18 protein-coding genes are annotated in these 16,440 nt (G+C 62.3%); 4 read left to right on the top strand and 14 right to left on the bottom strand.

The genetic code is table 11. The features are described 5' to 3' along the window. Nucleotides 1–24: 24 nt before the first annotated feature. From tolB to ruvC, 9 genes are all read right to left on the bottom strand, one after another. Complete coding sequence (gene tolB / locus ABM428_RS04320) at nt 25–1,347, bottom strand: Tol-Pal system beta propeller repeat protein TolB (protein ID WP_005851653.1); 1,323 nt, start codon at nt 1,345–1,347, stop codon at nt 25–27. Beyond that, nucleotides 1,344–2,513, bottom strand: coding sequence for an energy transducer TonB (locus tag ABM428_RS04315; RefSeq protein WP_132997126.1), 1,170 nt, complete (start codon nt 2,511–2,513; stop codon nt 1,344–1,346). Before ABM428_RS04315 ends, tolB begins: the two co-directional genes overlap by 4 nt. A 2-nt stretch (nt 2,514–2,515) precedes the next feature. Beyond that, nucleotides 2,516–2,995, bottom strand: a complete 480-nt coding sequence (gene tolR / locus ABM428_RS04310) for a protein TolR (protein WP_005851648.1) — start codon at nt 2,993–2,995, stop codon at nt 2,516–2,518. 3 nt (nt 2,996–2,998) lie between these two features. Beyond that, nucleotides 2,999–3,694, bottom strand: coding sequence for a protein TolQ (tolQ, locus tag ABM428_RS04305; protein WP_005851646.1), 696 nt, complete (start codon nt 3,692–3,694; stop codon nt 2,999–3,001). A gap of 132 nt (nt 3,695–3,826) precedes the next feature. Continuing rightward, nucleotides 3,827–4,213, bottom strand: a complete 387-nt coding sequence (gene ybgC / locus ABM428_RS04300) for a tol-pal system-associated acyl-CoA thioesterase (protein ID WP_132997127.1) — start codon at nt 4,211–4,213, stop codon at nt 3,827–3,829. Further along, nucleotides 4,210–4,833 carry a hypothetical protein gene (locus tag ABM428_RS04295; protein ID WP_132997128.1) on the bottom strand — a complete coding sequence of 208 codons (624 nt, stop codon included), beginning with the start codon at nt 4,831–4,833 and terminating at the stop codon, nt 4,210–4,212. The genes ybgC and ABM428_RS04295 overlap by 4 nt, the downstream gene beginning before the upstream one ends. A gap of 47 nt (nt 4,834–4,880) precedes the next feature. Further along, a complete protein-coding gene (gene ruvB / locus ABM428_RS04290) occupies nt 4,881–5,900 on the bottom strand; it encodes a Holliday junction branch migration DNA helicase RuvB (RefSeq protein ID WP_009826108.1) in 1,020 nt (339 codons plus the stop codon). 49 nt (nt 5,901–5,949) lie between these two features. Further along, entirely contained in the window at nt 5,950–6,618 is a 669-nt protein-coding gene (gene ruvA, locus ABM428_RS04285) for a Holliday junction branch migration protein RuvA (protein ID WP_037943315.1), read from the bottom strand. Continuing rightward, nucleotides 6,615–7,121: a crossover junction endodeoxyribonuclease RuvC gene (gene ruvC, locus ABM428_RS04280; protein WP_132997129.1), complete on the bottom strand. Its 507-nt coding sequence runs from the start codon at nt 7,119–7,121 to the stop codon at nt 6,615–6,617. The genes ruvA and ruvC overlap by 4 nt, the downstream gene beginning before the upstream one ends. Before the next feature lie 330 nt (nt 7,122–7,451). Here ruvC and ABM428_RS04275 point away from each other — a divergent pair, with 330 nt between their 5' ends. Next, complete coding sequence (locus ABM428_RS04275) at nt 7,452–7,670, top strand: DUF1127 domain-containing protein (RefSeq protein ID WP_005851636.1); 219 nt, start codon at nt 7,452–7,454, stop codon at nt 7,668–7,670. Nucleotides 7,671–7,803: 133 nt separating this feature from the next. On the opposite strand, the gene ABM428_RS04270 is transcribed toward ABM428_RS04275, so the two are convergent. From ABM428_RS04270 to ABM428_RS04255, 4 genes are all read right to left on the bottom strand, one after another. Next, a complete protein-coding gene (locus tag ABM428_RS04270) occupies nt 7,804–8,151 on the bottom strand; it encodes a hypothetical protein (RefSeq protein ID WP_037943314.1) in 348 nt (115 codons plus the stop codon). A gap of 109 nt (nt 8,152–8,260) precedes the next feature. Next, the gene (locus tag ABM428_RS04265; RefSeq protein WP_353628197.1) at nt 8,261–9,133 is read right to left on the bottom strand and encodes a 50S ribosomal protein L11 methyltransferase; all 873 of its coding nucleotides are present in this window, start codon (nt 9,131–9,133) and stop codon (nt 8,261–8,263) included. A gap of 59 nt (nt 9,134–9,192) precedes the next feature. Further along, nucleotides 9,193–10,425: an MFS transporter gene (locus tag ABM428_RS04260; RefSeq protein WP_037965038.1), complete on the bottom strand. Its 1,233-nt coding sequence runs from the start codon at nt 10,423–10,425 to the stop codon at nt 9,193–9,195. Between the two features lie 143 nt (nt 10,426–10,568). Further along, nucleotides 10,569–12,764 (bottom strand): primosomal protein N', encoded by a 2,196-nt coding sequence (locus ABM428_RS04255; RefSeq protein WP_353628196.1) that lies wholly within the window; start codon nt 12,762–12,764, stop codon nt 10,569–10,571. Nucleotides 12,765–12,882: 118 nt separating this feature from the next. Between ABM428_RS04255 and fsa the strand changes: the two genes are divergently transcribed. The 3 genes from fsa to ABM428_RS04240 all read left to right on the top strand — a co-directional run bounded on the left by fsa (nt 12,883) and on the right by ABM428_RS04240 (nt 15,436). Continuing rightward, the gene (gene fsa / locus ABM428_RS04250; RefSeq protein ID WP_009826101.1) at nt 12,883–13,536 is read left to right on the top strand and encodes a fructose-6-phosphate aldolase; all 654 of its coding nucleotides are present in this window, start codon (nt 12,883–12,885) and stop codon (nt 13,534–13,536) included. 248 nt (nt 13,537–13,784) lie between these two features. Further along, nucleotides 13,785–14,492 carry a DUF484 family protein gene (locus tag ABM428_RS04245; RefSeq protein ID WP_005851624.1) on the top strand — a complete coding sequence of 236 codons (708 nt, stop codon included), beginning with the start codon at nt 13,785–13,787 and terminating at the stop codon, nt 14,490–14,492. Then, nucleotides 14,489–15,436, top strand: coding sequence for a tyrosine recombinase XerC (locus ABM428_RS04240; RefSeq protein WP_260004869.1), 948 nt, complete (start codon nt 14,489–14,491; stop codon nt 15,434–15,436). The genes ABM428_RS04245 and ABM428_RS04240 overlap by 4 nt, the downstream gene beginning before the upstream one ends. Here ABM428_RS04240 and meaB read toward each other — a convergent pair. Beyond that, the gene (meaB, locus tag ABM428_RS04235; protein WP_005851619.1) at nt 15,433–16,404 is read right to left on the bottom strand and encodes a methylmalonyl Co-A mutase-associated GTPase MeaB; all 972 of its coding nucleotides are present in this window, start codon (nt 16,402–16,404) and stop codon (nt 15,433–15,435) included. The two genes, ABM428_RS04240 and meaB, sit on opposite strands and share 4 nt — an antisense overlap. Nucleotides 16,405–16,440: the final 36 nt, after the last annotated feature.

Below are 16,440 nucleotides of genomic sequence, written 5' to 3'. Positions count from 1 at the left end.
ACACCAAGGCACTATGGCTGTTGTTTACTTCTGAAGCGGCGACCAAGACGGATCCGATCCGCCCTCTTGGGTGCGCACAGGCTTGAGGTTCCGGCCCGAGATATCGACCGAATAAAGCGACGACGCCCCGCCTGCCCCTTGGGTTTCCCGCGCGAACATAATGACGCGGCCGTTGGGGGCCCATGTGGGGCCTTCATCTAGGAACGACGCGGTCAGCAGACGTTCTTCCGACCCGTCCAGCCGCATCACGCCGATGTGGAACCGGCCCTTGTTCTGCTTGGTAAAGGCCACCAGATCGCCGCGCGGCGACCAGACCGGCGTGCCATAGCGCCCTTCGCCAAACGAGATCCGCGTAGCCTCGCCGCCTGTTGCTGGCATGATATAGAGCTGCTGCGACCCCGAACGGTCGCTTTCGAAAACGATCCGGCTGCCGTCCGGCGAATAGCTGGGCGCGGTTTCAATTGCAGGCGTGTTGGTCAGCCGTGTCGACTGGCCGGTGTTGATATCCATCGTGTAGATATCCGTATTCCCGCCTTGGGTCAGCGAATAGACAACCGTATTGCCGGACGGAGAGAACCGCGGCGCAAAGCTCATGGTGCCTTCGGCGCTTTCCAGCACGCGACGCTGCACCGACCCGATGTCGAGCACATAGATCCGCGGGAAGCCGCTTTCGTAGCTGGTGTAGAGAATACGATCCCCCGAGGGCGAGAACCGCGGTGCCAGCACGATGGACGAGCTGTCGGTCAGATAGCGCACATTGGCCCCATCGTAATCCATCACAGCCAGCCGTTTCGCGCGATCGTCCTTGGGCCCCGTCTCGGAGACATAGACGACGCGGCTGTCGAAATAGCCCCCTTCGCCCGTGATACGCGAATAGACGGCATCGGCCACCTTATGCGCCATGCGACGCCAGCCATCGACCGTGCCCGAAAACTGCAAGCCCGACCCCAGTTCAGCGCCCGAAAATACGTCATACAGACGGAACTTCACATTCAACGTATTGCCCGAGACACTGACGGCACCAGTGATCAGCGCCTGCGCGTTGATCGCCTTCCAGTCAGCATATTGGATCGGCGCGTTGAAATCGCTGACGGTCGAGATATAGGCGCTTGCCGGTACTTCGCGGAACAGACCAGAACCGACAAGATCTTCGGACACGACCCGCGCCAGATCAACGGCCATCTGCCCCGCGTCCCCGCTTTCGGGCTGAAAGCTGGGCACGGCAAATGGCAAGGGTTCAATCACACCTTCGGTAATCTCGATCCGCAATGGTCCATCCTGCGCCTGCGCGACCGAGGCAACACCGCCGATAAGCGCGAGACAGAGGCTCAGAATTCGTACAATCATTTGATGCGCATCCTTTCAGGATTAAAGGTCATCTCAATATTCTGCCATTGACCGAATTTTTCTACAGGAAGCTGATACCCGCGCGCGCCGCAGCGGATAATTGCCCGCCGTGCGGCCTCGAACGCCTGATTGGCAGCCCCCTGTGATCCGCCCGAACTGCTAGTCATCTTGATCGAATTGGTCTGTGGCGTGCCATCTTGGTTCATTGCGACACTCACCACTACAGTAGTGCGCAATGCCTCGGAGGAAAGGGACCCCACGTTCCAGCACGACGATACCGCCACGCGCAGCGATTCTTTCTCGCCAGCCGACAATGGCGGGCCAGAGGGTGCCGCCGGCGTTGCAGGCGCGTCGGTCTCTCCCATGGCTTCGGCGAGGGCGGCTGCCACGGCGTCCTTATCCGTTGTCGGTTCGGGCGTCGGCTTGGGAGCCTCTGGCTTGGGTGTTTCCGGCTTGGGTGTGGCGGGCTTTGGCGTTTCGGGTTTCGGCGTCTCGGCGGGTGCCTCTGCCACCTGCGGCGCAGGAGGTGTGGGTCGGCGGGCCGGAGGACGTGCGGATTGGGTCGGCGACGCTTTGGGCGCTTCCGTTGCTTCGGTCACAATCTGCGTCGTCGCCTCTTCGGGGGCGGTGGCTTCCTGTGCGTCTTCCACGACCTTCTCTGCCGGCGCATCCGGTGTCGCGGCCTCGCGCAGCACATCATCGGTGCGCGCCTCGGGATCCGGGGCCTCTACGGGTTCGGGGGCCACACGCTCTACAGGGCGCGGCACGGCGACGGGTGCTTCCTCTGGCGTCAGAACGGCGACATCGGCAGGTGGCTCGGGCAGCTCGGGGGCCTGATCGCTCACGTCCTCCGAGGGGGGCGGTGCGATGGGTTCAGGCTCTGGTACAGGCTCCGGTTCCGGGGCGGGCTCGGGCTCCGGCGCAGGCTCAGGGGTCGGCTCTGGTTCGGGGGCAGGTTCCGGTTCAGGGGCAGGCTCGGGCTGCGCTGCGGCCTCCGCCTGCGCGGATTGCGCTGCGGCGACCATCTCGTCATATTGCGCGGCAGAGATGACCGACACCTCCTGCATCTCTACAGGGTCGCTGTGCGAGGTGAAGATATTCCCCAGCAATAACCAGCCGATGAGCCCCAAGTGACCCGCGCCAGAGATGTAATGCCCCTTGTGCATGGTTACCCGCCTGACGCGCCTGTGCCGTCCAACTTCGGCCCGCCGGTTTCAGTCACCAGACCAATGTTGCTAAAGCCACCTGCGTTCAGCGCCCCCATGACTTCCATGATCGAGGCATAGGGCACAGCCCCATCCGCACGCAGGAACACACGGTCGCTCGCACGCTCCGCCGAAATGGCACGCAGCTTGGCAACCAGATCATCACGCCCGGTTTCTGTCTTCTGGATCTGCACGGACCCGTCCGCCAGAACGGTCACGGTCAACGGCTCCTCCTGCTCGGACGGCAGGGCGGTGGCCGCTGTTTTGGGCAGCTCGACCGGGACGCCAACGGTCAGCAAAGGTGCCGCGACCATAAAGATGATCAAGAGCACCAGCATCACGTCAACGAACGGCGTGATGTTGATCTCTGCCATCGGCTGCGCACGGCCGCGACGGCGGCCACGGCCACCCCCGCCCTGCTTTTTCATCACCCCACCTGCCATGGCTCAGCTATCCAGCTGACGGCTGAGGATGGTGGCGAATTCATCAGCAAAGGCTTCGTAGCCGCCCAAAATACGGTCTGAGTCCGCGCTCAGCTTGTTATAGAAGATAACCGCGGGAATAGCCGCCAGAAGGCCGATGCCTGTGGCCAGAAGCGCTTCGGCAATACCGGGGGCGACGACGACGAGGCTGGTGTTTTGCTGGGCCGCGATCTCGATGAAAGAGTTCATGATCCCGAATACGGTCCCGAACAGACCGATAAATGGTGCGGTGGACCCGGTGGTCGCCAGCACGGGCAAGCCCTTTTGCAGACGCTCTGCCTCTTTGGCAATCGCCACATCCATGCTGCGGTCGATCCGCGCGGTGGCACCGGGGATCAGCCCGCCATCCTCGCGATGCGACCGACGCCATTCGGTCATACCGGCGGCGAAAATCTTTTCTGCGGCCCCATCCGGATCCGGCCCGATCGTGTCATACAACCCGTCCAACGGCTCGCCCGACCAGAATGCTTGGTCAAACCGCTCTGCCTCGGCTTTGGCATGGCGGTACTGGATCATCTTCTGAATGATGATCGACCACGACCAGAAGGACGCGACGATCAGCATGATCATCACGAGTTTTACGGTAATCGTTGCGCGGAGAAATAGACCCAAGAGCGAGAAATCAATCTCGCTTGCCGCCGCCAGCGTTTCTGCTTCCATCGGTTCTGCTCTTTTTGTTGCGCCCAAAAGGGGCTTCATCTGCCTCAACGGCCCTGTTTTCCAAGGCGCTATTTGGCACAAGCTTAGCCGAGTGCAATATCTATTGCTAGGATTATGGGGCCAATCCGCCTGCTAGACGGGGATTGAGCGAAGTTTCGCTGGCAATCGGCAGGGTTTGCCTGACGCCGCGATACAAACAATCGTGACCGCCGCCCGGAACAGGACCGTATCGCCGCGTTTGACCTCTTGCTCCATCACCATGCGGGCCGGCGTGATCGACGTGGCCCATGTCTCTACATCAAGCATATCGTCGAAGACCGCAGGCTGAATGTAATCCGCCTCTACCCGCCGCACGGCAAAGACCACGCCTTCGGCCTTCATGGCCAACTGGTCAATTCCCATCTCGCGCACCCAGTCACTGCGCGCCCGTTCGATATAGCGCAGGTAATTCGCGTAATAGACGATCCCCGCCATATCGGTGTCTTCATAGTAAACGCGGATCGGCAGATGGTGGGTCATTGCGCCGCCCCCACCCGCGCGAACAAGCGCAGTGCATGAGACGGGTCCTGCGCTGCCACGGGCATCACGGGGTCATAGGCCGCACGCAACAGTGCCGCCACCTCAGGCTTCAGGATCGTCGCCCCCTCGTGCAGTGCTAGTGGCGACACCTCGCGGAACGCAGTATCAGACCACAGCAAGAAAGACTGCACGATCTGCCCCAGTGCCAAGGCCTGCGCGGGCATCGCGCTCAGCTGCTCGTCCATGCGCAGAAAGACGAAACATGCCTTGATGGCGCCTGTCTCGTCAAAGCGGAACAGACGATACTGATTGGCCCCCGCCGCATCCAACTTTTCCACCAACGGGGCAAGATCAGGCACCAGACGGTCCAGATCGGGCACCTCCAACAGCTCTGCCCAATCCTTGAAAAAGAACATCATCAGATTGCTGCCAAGCTCGGGGTCGGTCTCTGACATGCTGTGCCCCGCCAACTGACAGACCGCCTCGATCGCGCTTTTGACCACGGTCAGCGTCGCATCATCCACGCCAAAAACCACAGGTGCCAACGGGCGACCCCAACGGGCAAAGGCATAGCTGTCGTCGCTTCGGGTAAACAGCGCTTCGATCTCTTGTGGTGTCATCTCAACTTCCAAATGGTCTTAAATCCTCGCCGAAGGCTTCCCCGCCCTCAGCCAAACAAATCGCTTTGGGGTTTGGGCGGTGCCATCCCCAGATGCGTCCAGGCTTTCTGCGCCAGCATCCGTCCCCGCGGCGTGCGCTGGATCAGCCCTTGTTGCAGCAGGTACGGCTCGATCACCTCTTCCAGCGCATCACGGGATTCAGACAGCGCCGCCGACATGGTTTCGATCCCGACCGGGCCGCCCTGATAATTCTCGGCGATCAGACGCAGATAGCGGCGGTCGGCCCCGTCCAGCCCCAGCTTGTCGACGCCAAGACGGGTCAGCGCCATATCCGCCAACGCGCGGGTCACGCGGCCGTCGCCTTCGACCACGGCGAAATCCACAACGCGCCGCAGCAGACGGCCCGCGATACGCGGGGTGCCACGGGCGCGCTTGGCGATCTCGCGTGCGCCCCCTTCATCGGCGGGAGCCCCCAGCTTGCGGGCATTGCGATCGACGATGATGAACAACTCATCCTCGGTATAGAACTGCAAACGCGTCGGGATGCCGAAACGGTCGCGCAGCGGCGTGGTCAACAGCCCCATGCGCGTTGTCGCGCCAACCAGCGTGAAGGGCTGCAATTCGATGCGCACGGTGCGCGCGGCGGGCCCTTCGCCGATCACGAGGTCCAGTTCAAAGTCTTCCAACGCGGGATACAGCACCTCTTCCACGGCTGGGTTCAGACGGTGGATTTCATCGATGAACAACACATCGCGGGCTTCGAGGTTGGTCAGGATGGCCGCCAGATCGCCCGCCTTTGCCAGCACAGGGCCAGAGGTCATGCGGAACCCGACCCCCAGCTCGCGCGCCATGATCTGCGCCAGCGTGGTCTTCCCCAATCCGGGCGGGCCATGGAACAGCGTGTGGTCCATCGCCTCGCCCCGCTGCTTGGCGGATTGGATGAACACCTTGAGGTTGGCCCGCGCCTCGGCCTGACCGACGAATTCGTCCAGCATCTGCGGGCGCAGGGCGCGGTCTATATCACCGGGCTGCGGGTCCGGCCGCAAAGTTGGGTCACTGTCGATCATCAAATATCCAAGCAAGGTTCATACGGACGGCCACGCGGCTATGCGCATCCTATCCTTTGGGGGCAAGCAGTTTCAACGCCGCGCGGATCAACTGCGGCGTATCGGCCTCTGGCATCTCTCCGGCGGCTTGCGCCACGGCCCCTGCCGCATCGCCCGGACCATAGCCGAGGTTGCCAAGCGCCGACAGCGCCTCTGCCTGCGCGGACTGGTTCGGCGGGGCCACGGGGCGGCGTTTGGGGGCAGCGGTTTCGATCACCTCTGCTGCTGCCTCGACCTCGCCATGCGCCTCGGCCAGCGAACCGGTCATCGCCATCACCCCCGGTGCCTTATCCTTGAGATCCAGCACCACGCGCTGCGCGATCTTGGGGCCGACGCCCTTGGCCACTTTGACCGCGTTCCAGTCGCCAAGCGCGATGGCGCGGCTGACACCATCTGGCCCAAGCGCGCCCAGAATGGCCAGCGATGCCTTGGCCCCCACCCCCTGAACAGAGGTCAGCAGCCGGTGCCATTCCTTCTCCGCCAATGTCTGAAAGCCGAAAAGCTGCATCAGGTCTTCGCGCACCACCAGATCGGTGAAAAGCGCCACCACCTCGCCCACGCCGGGCAGCGCGGCCATCGTCCGGTCAGAGCAATAGACCAGATAACCAACACCACGCACGTCGATCAGCAGATGATCCGGCGCGCGATAATCAATACGTCCTGTGATCTTGCCAATCATGCGCTTGCCCTTGCGACGACCTGCGCCAAGGTCGAGGCCCCCCCGTGATGCGCATGACAGATCGCGATCGCCAAGGCATCCGCGGCATCGGGGCCGGCAATCTCTGCCCCCGGCAATTGCATGCGTACCATATGAAGCACCTGCCCCTTATCCGCGTGGCCGACGCCAACGACCGTTTTCTTTACCGTATTGGGCGCATATTCACCGACCGCCAGCCCCGCCTGCGCAGGCACCAGCATCGCGATCCCCCGCGCCTGCCCCAGCTTGAGCGTCCCGGCACCATCCTTGTTCACAAAAGTCTGTTCCACAGCCGCGGCATCGGGTCGATAGGTCACCATGATGCGCGTCAACTGCGCATGGAGCGACAAAAGACGCGTGGCAAGATCGGCCCCCTCGGACTGACAAATGCCGTTCGCCACATGCGTGATGCGGCTGCCGGCCACGTCGATGACGCCCCAGCCCATATTGCGCAAGCCCGGATCAATGCCGATTACCCGTATCATATGCCCATTATCCTCAAGAATTTTCTTTTTCCAAGGCAGTAGCACGAAACGCGAACATCCACCAAGGTTTTTGCACCGCGCCACATAAAAGTCACAATTCGACCTGGAAGCTGAATTTCGAGGCGGGTTGCGACGCTCAAGCCACTGAAAACGACCCCCGCGTCAGTGGCGGCAAACCCCTTATGAATAGGCGCTAAACCGCCAAATGCTGCTATGCAGCAAACGCAGAACACACATGCGCCGGTGGGTGTTGTGAAGTGTTTTCATTCTGCCTAATTGCACAGCGCACCGCCGGATTATCCGGCTTTTCTTCATTCAAGGATGGCTCCAATGGCTGTTTACTATAATACCCCAACCACCTACGGCACCGCCGCAGCTGTTAACCGCTTTTTCGCGCATCTTGGCGACGTTGTCGGCAGCATCATCAAATGGAACGACGCACGTGTCACACGCAACGCCCTGTCCGCGCTGTCCGACCGTGAACTCGACGATATCGGTCTGGTACGTGGCGACATCGAACGCGTCGCAATGAACCACTTCATCCGCTAAGGGTCGATGTTTCATAGCGCCCAAGGGGCTGCCAACCCAAAGCACAAGCCACGCACATCTGAATGATCTGCGTGGCTTCATTTATTCTACGACAGTGAAATATGACGGTGCAGGCCACCGTCCCGCAGCGTCCCTATCCGCGAAAGACCGGCCCCAGCTTACGGGCAAGCGTTTGCGTCACCGGATCGACCTGCAAAACCCAAGCCCCCGCCTGTTCGATCACGGTGCCCTGCGCCAAACTGTCCAGCCTGCTGTCATAGGCCGTGGGGCCGATCGCCGCCAGAACGAACCCTTTGAAGCAGACGAACAGGGCCACCAGCGCGACCAGTAATTTGGTCGGCACCCGCAGGCCGCGCCGCGCCGGCCGCGCGACAACCAGCCCGTCGGCACGGATGGTGGTGTAATAGCCCCGCGCGAGCTTGACGTTCTTACTCTCTAAACTCTTTACGCGTGTCCCAAATTGTTGACGAGCATCAACCATGGCAGCCTCTAGTTGCTAAAGGCCCCCACCTCTCGCAAGATCATAATAAAGCAAGAATGTGGCAAATTCTCTGCATTTCGACCTTGTTCGTGGCGAAAAGTGACAAAGATTATGGCATTTTCTGGACAGTCAACGTGGTCCAGTCACCAATCACCTCTCGGTTGACAAGATTGATGCCGGATTGCGCATAAACCTCGATCACGTCATCCGCCTGTTCGTTTAAAATGCCAGATAGAATCGCATAGCCCTCGGGGGCCAGCGCCTCGGCCATGTCGGGGGCAAGTGCGACCAACGGCCCTTTCAGGATGTTGGCGAATACCAGATCGAAGGGCGCGCGCGATGCCAGTTCGGGATGGTCAAACCCCGCTGCCTCGACGCAGATCAAACGGTCGGCCAGATTATTCGCGGCCGCATTGGCGCGGGCCACGTCGACGGCAACCTCGTCGATGTCGCTGGCCAACACGGGGTTCGGCCAGATACGCGCCGCCGCCATCGCCAGCACCGCTGTACCGCAGCCGATATCTGCCACGTTCTGCCCGACCATGCCGCCGCTCGCCAACCGGTCCAACGCGCGCAAGCAGCCCAATGTGGTGCCGTGGTGCCCGGTGCCAAAGGCCATCGCCGCCTCGATCAACAGCGGCTCACAGTCTTCGGGCACCTTGTCCGCGTCATGGCTGCCGTAAACAAAGAACCGCCCTGCCTCGACCGGCGACAGTTCGCGGCGCACATGGGCGACCCAATCGGTTTCCGGCAGCTCTGACACGACAAATTCCTTCGCCCCCATAGAGGCCGCCAGCACCGCCAGCGCTGTCTCATCCGGGCTTTCCTCGAAATAGCCGCCGACTTCCCACAGGCCCGAGCCGTCTTCCATCTCGAAAACGCCGACACCGGTGGGTTCGGGCATCAGCCGCTCCATCGCCTCGCCCAAAGCATAGGCGGGCTTGCGTCCTTCAAGGGTCGTCAAAGCTGTGAATGTTGGCATGGGAAACTCCGTCAGGATCGCCGATATCGCCGCGCGACATCCGGCTATGTCAGGGGGTGCTACTCGGCCGGGGCCGGCAGCGGATTGGAAAAGATCGTCTCGTGGCCCGGCACGGGATGGCGCGGGATCATCAGCGACAGCAACAGCGACACCAGCGCCATCCCCGCCGCAAGGAAAAACACCGCCGCGGGCGAGATCAGCCACAGCAGCCCCAGCCCCACAGGCAGGAACACCGCCGCGATGTGATTGATGGTAAAGGCCACCGCCGCTGTCGGCGCAATGTCGGCGGGGTCGGCGATCTTCTGGAAATAGGTCTTGAGCGCGAGCGCCAGCGCAAAGAACATGTGATCCAGCACATAAAGCGTCGCGGCCACCACCACGCCCCAGCCCAGATAGTAGACGCCGCCATAGGCCAGAAACACGATGATCAGCCCGATGTATTCAAAGCTCAGCGTGCGGCGTTCGCCAAAGAAGCCGACTGCACGGCCCATCAGCGGGGCAAAGATCATATTGGCGATCAGGTTGATCAGATAGAGCAGGGTGATTTCATGCACATCAAACCCAAAGCGTTCGACCATCATGAAGCCCGCAAAAACGACAAATATCTGCCGCCGCGCGCCTGACATGAATTGCAGCGCATAATACAGCCAGTACCGCTTGCGCAGCACCATCTTCTTGACCTGCGGTGTCGGGGCCTCGAACTGCGGATAGGCCAGCAGCGCCACCAGCGCGATCACCGCCGTCACCCCGCCGCCAATCAGATAGACGATGTTATAGGACAGCGACAAGGTATCCCACAGCGCCATGATCGCCAGATAGGCCACCAGCGTCGCCGCCGACCCCGCTGCCATCAGCCAGCCAATCATGCGCGGCGCGTCCTCGATCTTGAGCCACTGCAGCTGCAGCGACTGGTTCACCGTCTCGTAATAGTGAAACCCGATAGAGCTGAGCATTGTGATCGTCAGGATACCGCCCATCGACGGGAACCACGCGGTCAGCGCCGTCGCCACCCCCAGCAGCACCAGCGACACCAACCCCAATACCTGTTCGCGCACGAACAGGATAATCGCGATCACACCGACCGCCAGAAAACCCGGTATCTCGCGCACCGTATGCAGCAACCCGATGTCCGACCCGTCGAACCCGGCGACCTCGATCACAAAGTTATTCAGCAGCGCCGACCATGTGTTGAAGGCAATGGGCATCGCCAGCGCCATCAGGAACAGCAGCGCCACGGGGCGGCGCCAGAACGGTTGATGCTTGGCATCTTCAAGGGTCACATATTGGGTCATGGGCAATTCCTTACCCCCGTTCCCGCCCCTTGACGAGATCAAATCACCCGCTTCACGCGCATGGTCCGTGCAACCGCAGCTTCCAAATGGCCGAAAATCCTCGCCGAAGGCCCTTGCCCCGCAGGGGCAAGCGCGTCGCACCGCTAATAAAAACTCTGCGGGTCAATATCGACGGCGATGCGCACATCATTCTTCAACCGCAGCTGTGCGACCCATTTCGCCAATGCCTCTTGCAAGGGGGCGGCCTTTTCGGCCTTGACCAACAGCCGCACCCGATGGCGCCCGCGCACCCGTGCGATTGGCGCGGGCGCGGGCCCATAGACCTGCGCGCCGACGGCCCGCAGGGGCGCATCCTGCCGCGCCAGCTGGTTGCCCGCATCAAACAGCGCGGCCACATCGGGGCCGCTCAGGATGATGCCCGCCATCCGGCCATAGGGCGGCACGCCGGCGTGGCGGCGCTCTCCGGCTTCGGCTTTCCAGAACCCCTCCTCATCCCCTGCCAGAATGGCTCGGATCACCGGGTGATCCGGCTGAAAGGTCTGCAACAGCGCGGTGCCCGGAGCCTCTGCCCGACCGGCGCGCCCCGCCACCTGCCGCATCAACTGATAGGTTCGCTCTGCCGCGCGCAGGTCCGATCCCATCAGCCCCAGGTCCGCGTCGATGACCCCCACCAGCGTGAGGTTGGGAAAGTTGTGCCCCTTCGCAACCAGCTGCGTACCGATGATGATATCCGCCGCCCCGTCGGCGATCCCTGCAATCTCGGCCTTAAGCGCGCGGGCCGAACCGTACATGTCCGAGCTTAGCGTCGCGACCCGCGCCTCGGGCCAAAGGGCGGCGGCTTCTTCGCCCAGACGTTCCACCCCCGGCCCTACGGCGGCCAGCTTGCCTTCGACCTCGCACGAGGGGCAGACCTCAGGCATGGGCTTGCTTTCGCCGCATTGGTGGCAGACCAGCCGTTTGAGGTAGCGGTGTTCGACCATCCGCGCATCGCAATGATCGCAGCCGATCTGATGCCCGCAGGCGCGGCATAGGGTCACCGGCGCATAGCCGCGGCGGTTGATGAACAGCATCGCCTGCTCGCCCCGTTCCAGCCGCTTGTCGACCTCGACCTTCAACGTGGGTGACACCCATTTATCGCTCGGCAGGCCTTCGCTGCGCATGTCGATCGCGCCCATCGTCGGCATCACCGCCGGCCCAAAGCGCGATGTCAGCTCGACCCGCGTATATTTGCCCGCCTCGGCGTTGGCCCAGCTTTCCAACGACGGTGTGGCAGAGGCCAGAACCACCTGCGCCCCGCAGATGGACGCCCGCAGCACGGCCATGTCACGGGCGTTATACAGCACGCCTTCTTCCTGCTTGTAGGAGGTGTCATGTTCCTCGTCGACGACGATCAGACCAAGGTTCTGGAACGGCAGAAACAGCGCCGACCGCGCACCGATCACCACCTGAGCCTGTCCCTGCCCGACCATTTTCCAGATGCGACGCCGCTCTGTCATCGTGGCACCCGAGTGCCATTCCGCAGGCTTTGCGCCAAACCGCGCCTGCACACGGTGCAAGAACTGTTCCGTCAGCGCGATTTCCGGCAGCAGCACCAAAGCCTGCCTGCCGGATTTCAGCGCAGCGGCCACGGCCTCCAGATAGACTTCGGTCTTGCCCGATCCGGTCACGCCCCGCAGCAAGGTGGTGCCATATGTACCCGAGGCCACCCCCGCCGCCAGCAGCGCCGAGGCCGAGGCCTGATCATCCGTCAGCTCTTTGCTGGGCAAGCTCGGGTCCATGCGCATGAACGGCAAATCGCGCGGGCTGTCCTGTTCCAGCACTGCGCCCTGGGCCACCAACCCCTTGATCACCGACGCCGTCACCCCCGACATCTCGGCCAGTTCCTTGAGCGTGAACGAAAGGTCGCCATACTCCGCCAGAGTTTCCAACACGCGACGGCGCGCGTCGGTCATCCGGTCAGGCTCCCCCTCCCCGCGCCGGTAAATCTTGCGCATCGACGGCGGGTCTCCCAACCCCGGCGCACGCGTCGCCAGCCGCAGCATCGCGGGCATCGGCGTCAGCGTATAGGCGGCGGCACGGGTCAGAAAACTGCGCAGTTCTTCGCGCATGGGGGCCGCATCGAGCACGCGGATCACCGACCGTATCTTGGACAGCTCGTAATCCCCCTGCCCAGCGCCCCAGACAACACCGATCACTTTGCGCGGACCCAAAGGCACCTCGACGAAGGCACCCATATGGCAGCCGCCTTCGGGCGCTTTGTAATCCAGCGCACGGCCCAGCGGCTGGGTGGTCATCACGGCCACCAGCTCATTTGCATGAAAAAATTCTGGCGGTTTCACCAATCGCTCCGGAACGGGGTTACGGGAATTAGGGTTCCAGCTTGGCGGATGATGCGCTAAAGCCCTAGGCGACAGACATAGCCATTCCTGCTGCCTATTCCAACCTGAAGGACGTAACATGAAATTCTTCGTAGATACCGCCGAAATCGATGCCATCGCCGAGCTGAACGATCTGGGCATGGTAGACGGGGTAACAACAAACCCGTCGCTGATCCTGAAATCCGGCCGCAACATTCTGGAAGTCACGAAAGAGATCTGTGATCTGGTCGACGGCCCTGTCTCTGCCGAAGTTGTCGCGACCAAAGCGGACGACATGATCGCCGAAGGCCGCAAACTAGCCGAGATCGCGGAAAACATCACCGTGAAGCTGCCCCTGACATGGGACGGTCTGAAAGCCTGTAAAGTGCTGTCGGACGAAGGCAAGATGGTCAACGTCACGCTCTGCTTCTCGGCGAACCAGGCATTGATCGCCGCCAAGGCCGGTGCCACGTTCATCTCGCCATTCATCGGGCGTCTGGATGATATCAACCTTGACGGTATGGACCTGATCCAGGACATCCGCACGATCTATGACAACTACGGGTTCGAGACTGAAATCCTCGCCGCGTCGATCCGTACCGTGAACCACGTGCTGGATGCCGCGCGTATCGGTGCTGATGTCATGACCGCCCCGCCAGAAGTGATCAAGAAGCTGGCCGCGCACCCGCTGACCGACAAGGGGCTCGAGACCTTCATGGCCGATTGGGCAAAGACAGGTCAGAACATCCTCTGATCTCGCCTTAAGGCGACGACAAAGGGGCACGCGCGTCGCAGGCTGCGCGTGCCCACCACGATCTGCATGTGCCCTTCGCTGGCCCGTGCCCTCGCAGAAAACCGCACCAGCCTCGCCCTGCCTCTGACCCGTCCATGCGCGGCGAGCGGGCGGTTTGACGCCGAAAAAGCAGCCATACGCCAAAAGAAAAAAGCAGATTTAGCCTGACGCGCATGCTATGTCAGTGCCAAATACAAAAAGAGACCCGCATGAGCAGTAACCACAAGATCGAAGATTCCCTTCGGGAAGCGATTATTTCACAGCCCGACGTCATTCTTGACGACAACGACGTGATGCAGGCCCTGATCGCCGCGAATGAACGCGCGATGGGGGGCAATATTGTCGATCTGCGCGGCATCGCCATGGACCGGCTGGAAACACGTCTGGACCGGCTTGAGGACACGCACCGCAACGTGATCGCCGCGGCTTATGAAAACCTTGCGGGGACCAACCAGATCCACCGCGCGATCCTGCGCATGCTTGACCCTGTAGACTTCGAACCCTTCCTCAAGGATCTCGGGGGCGAGGTTGCCGATATCCTGCGGGTCGACGCTGTGCGGCTGGTGCTGGAATCTGCCGAGAATGACGACGATCCCGCGATCAAGCGCTTGGGCGATGTGCTGAACGTCGCCGAACCGGGTTTTATTGACGACTACCTGTCGCACGGGCGCGGCGGTACGGTGCGTCAGGTGACCCTGCGCGGTGTGCAGCACAGCCCCGAACATATCTACGGCGGCGCGGCGGATTGGATCCGGTCGGAAGCCTGCCTGAAACTGAACTTTGGCGCGGGGCGTTTGCCGGGCCTGCTGATCCTTGGCTCCGAAGACCCGCATATGTTCAGCCCGCAACAGGGCACCGATCTGCTGGGCTTCTTCGCTGGCGTGTTCGAGCGGACGATGCGCCGCTGGCTGTCTTGAGCGGGGCAAACGCGCTTTTGATCAGCCCCGCCGCGCGGGACGCCCTGCAAAGCTGGCTGGACCATCAACGCGCCCTGAAAGGGGCTGCCGAGAACACGATCACCGCCTATCAGGGGGATCTGGTCGATTTCCTTGCGTTTATGACGCTGCACAAGGGCGACAGCCAAGGCTTGGGCGCGCTGTCAAAGATCACCATCTCGGACATGCGCGCCTGGATGGCGCAGACCCGCAGCGGGGATGTCGGGCCACGGTCGATGGCGCGCAAGCTGTCGGCGGTCAAGGCGTTCTATCGCTGGCTGGCAGAGCGCGAGGGGTTCGAGCCTACCGCCGTGCTGTCGACCAGATCGCCGAAGTTTCCCAAAAAGCTGCCCCGCCCCTTGGCGATTGATGCCGCTCAGGCGATGATCGACAGCGTGGAAATGCAGTCGCGTCACGCCTGGGTCGCCGCGCGGGATGTGGCGGTTCTGACCCTGCTGTGGGGGTGCGGGCTGCGGATATCCGAAGCGCTTGGCCTCAAGGGAGCCGACGCGCCCCTGCCCGAGGTGCTGCGTATCATCGGCAAGGGCGGTAAGGAACGGGTGGTGCCCGTGCTCCCTGCGGCGCGCGATGCCGTGGATGCCTATCTGCGCGTCTGCCCCTTTGGGAAGGAACGGGATGCGCCGCTGTTTCGCGCAATGCGCGGCGGGCCTTTGGCGGCGCGGGCGATATCGCAGGTGATGGCGGATGCACGGATGCAGCTTGGCCTGCCTGCCAGCGCCACACCCCACGCACTGCGCCACAGCTTTGCCACGCATCTGCTGGATGCGGGGGGCGATCTGCGTGCGATCCAAGAGCTTTTGGGCCATGCCTCGCTCTCGACCACGCAGGCCTATACGGCTGTCGATACCGCGCGTCTGATGGATGTCTATAACCGCGCCCACCCCAAGGCGGGCGGCGGCAGTTAACGGTCCAGCTGGGTGACGAAATCCTGCGCGGCTTTGGTGGGGTCCGCCAGCCCCTGTGCCACACGATCGCTAAGCTCGGTCAACGCGGCCTTGGCCTTGGGCTTTTCCAACTGCGCAAGCAACGCCTGCTTCACCGCCTGTTCAAACCAATAGCGGGCTTGTGCGGCACGGGCATGTTGCCAGAACCCTTCGGCGCGGCGCCATTCGGTCAGCGCCTCTACCTCTGCCCATGCCTCGTCCAGCCCGTTTTCCTCCAGCGCTGACACCATCATCGCCTTGGGAAACCCCTTGGGGTCTTGTGGCCGTTTGCGCAGCAACCGCAGGGCACCGGCGTAATCGGCACAGGTCCGCGACGCGGCGGGTTTCAGATCCCCATCGGCTTTGTTGATCACGATGATATCCGCCATTTCCATAATGCCGCGCTTGACGCCTTGCAGCTCGTCCCCGCCCGCAGGTGCCAGCAACAGCATGAAAACATCGGACATCTCTGCCACCACCGTCTCTGACTGGCCGACGCCGACCGTCTCGATCAGCACCACGTCAAAACCTGCGGCCTCGCACAGGGTCACAGCCTCGCGGGTGCGGCGGGCCACGCCGCCCAGATGTGTCTGGCTGGGCGACGGGCGGATGAAAGCATCGCGTTCGCGCGACAAGAGGTCCATCCGCGTCTTATCCCCCAAGATCGACCCGCCCGAACGCGAAGAGGACGGATCAATCGCCAGCACCGCGACCTTGAGCCCGCGCCCGATCAGCATCATGCCGAAGCTTTCGATAAAGGTGGATTTCCCCACACCCGGCGTCCCCGACAACCCGATCCGCAGCGCCTCGCGCCCCTTGGGCAGCGCGGCAAGCAGCTCTGTCGCCTGCGCACGGTGATCCTCGCGACCGGATTCGATCAAGGTGATCCCCCGCGCCAGCGCGCGGCGCTCCCCTGCTGCGATACCCTTTGCCAGATCGTCGATGTTCATAGGTCCTGCCCCTCACGCCCTTTGGCCCATGTTTCG

This window comes from Sulfitobacter sp. TCYB15 (genome assembly GCF_040435955.1).
GTDB lineage: Bacteria > Pseudomonadota > Alphaproteobacteria > Rhodobacterales > Rhodobacteraceae > Sulfitobacter > Sulfitobacter pontiacus.
The sequence above is the reverse complement of the archived record's forward strand: the minus strand, read 5'-3'. Positions and strand labels throughout refer to the sequence as shown.

Excerpts from the sequence above, each read along its gene's own strand:
- tolB (WP_005851653.1), bottom strand. The coding sequence starts at position 1,347 with ATGATTGTACGAATTCTGAGCCTCTGTCTCGCGCTTATCGGCGGTGTT.
- ABM428_RS04315 (WP_132997126.1), bottom strand. The coding sequence starts at position 2,513 with ATGCACAAGGGGCATTACATCTCTGGCGCGGGTCACTTGGGGCTCATC.
- tolR (WP_005851648.1), bottom strand. The coding sequence starts at position 2,995 with ATGGCAGGTGGGGTGATGAAAAAGCAGGGCGGGGGTGGCCGTGGCCGC.
- tolQ (WP_005851646.1), bottom strand. The coding sequence starts at position 3,694 with ATGGAAGCAGAAACGCTGGCGGCGGCAAGCGAGATTGATTTCTCGCTC.
- ybgC (WP_132997127.1), bottom strand. The coding sequence starts at position 4,213 with ATGACCCACCATCTGCCGATCCGCGTTTACTATGAAGACACCGATATG.
- ABM428_RS04295 (WP_132997128.1), bottom strand. The coding sequence starts at position 4,833 with ATGACACCACAAGAGATCGAAGCGCTGTTTACCCGAAGCGACGACAGC.
- ruvB (WP_009826108.1), bottom strand. The coding sequence starts at position 5,900 with ATGATCGACAGTGACCCAACTTTGCGGCCGGACCCGCAGCCCGGTGAT.
- ruvA (WP_037943315.1), bottom strand. The coding sequence starts at position 6,618 with ATGATTGGCAAGATCACAGGACGTATTGATTATCGCGCGCCGGATCAT.
- ruvC (WP_132997129.1), bottom strand. The coding sequence starts at position 7,121 with ATGATACGGGTAATCGGCATTGATCCGGGCTTGCGCAATATGGGCTGG.
- ABM428_RS04275 (WP_005851636.1), top strand. The coding sequence starts at position 7,452 with ATGGCTGTTTACTATAATACCCCAACCACCTACGGCACCGCCGCAGCT.
- ABM428_RS04270 (WP_037943314.1), bottom strand. The coding sequence starts at position 8,151 with ATGGTTGATGCTCGTCAACAATTTGGGACACGCGTAAAGAGTTTAGAG.
- ABM428_RS04265 (WP_353628197.1), bottom strand. The coding sequence starts at position 9,133 with ATGCCAACATTCACAGCTTTGACGACCCTTGAAGGACGCAAGCCCGCC.
- ABM428_RS04260 (WP_037965038.1), bottom strand. The coding sequence starts at position 10,425 with ATGACCCAATATGTGACCCTTGAAGATGCCAAGCATCAACCGTTCTGG.
- fsa (WP_009826101.1), top strand. The coding sequence starts at position 12,883 with ATGAAATTCTTCGTAGATACCGCCGAAATCGATGCCATCGCCGAGCTG.
- ABM428_RS04245 (WP_005851624.1), top strand. The coding sequence starts at position 13,785 with ATGAGCAGTAACCACAAGATCGAAGATTCCCTTCGGGAAGCGATTATT.
- meaB (WP_005851619.1), bottom strand. The coding sequence starts at position 16,404 with ATGAACATCGACGATCTGGCAAAGGGTATCGCAGCAGGGGAGCGCCGC.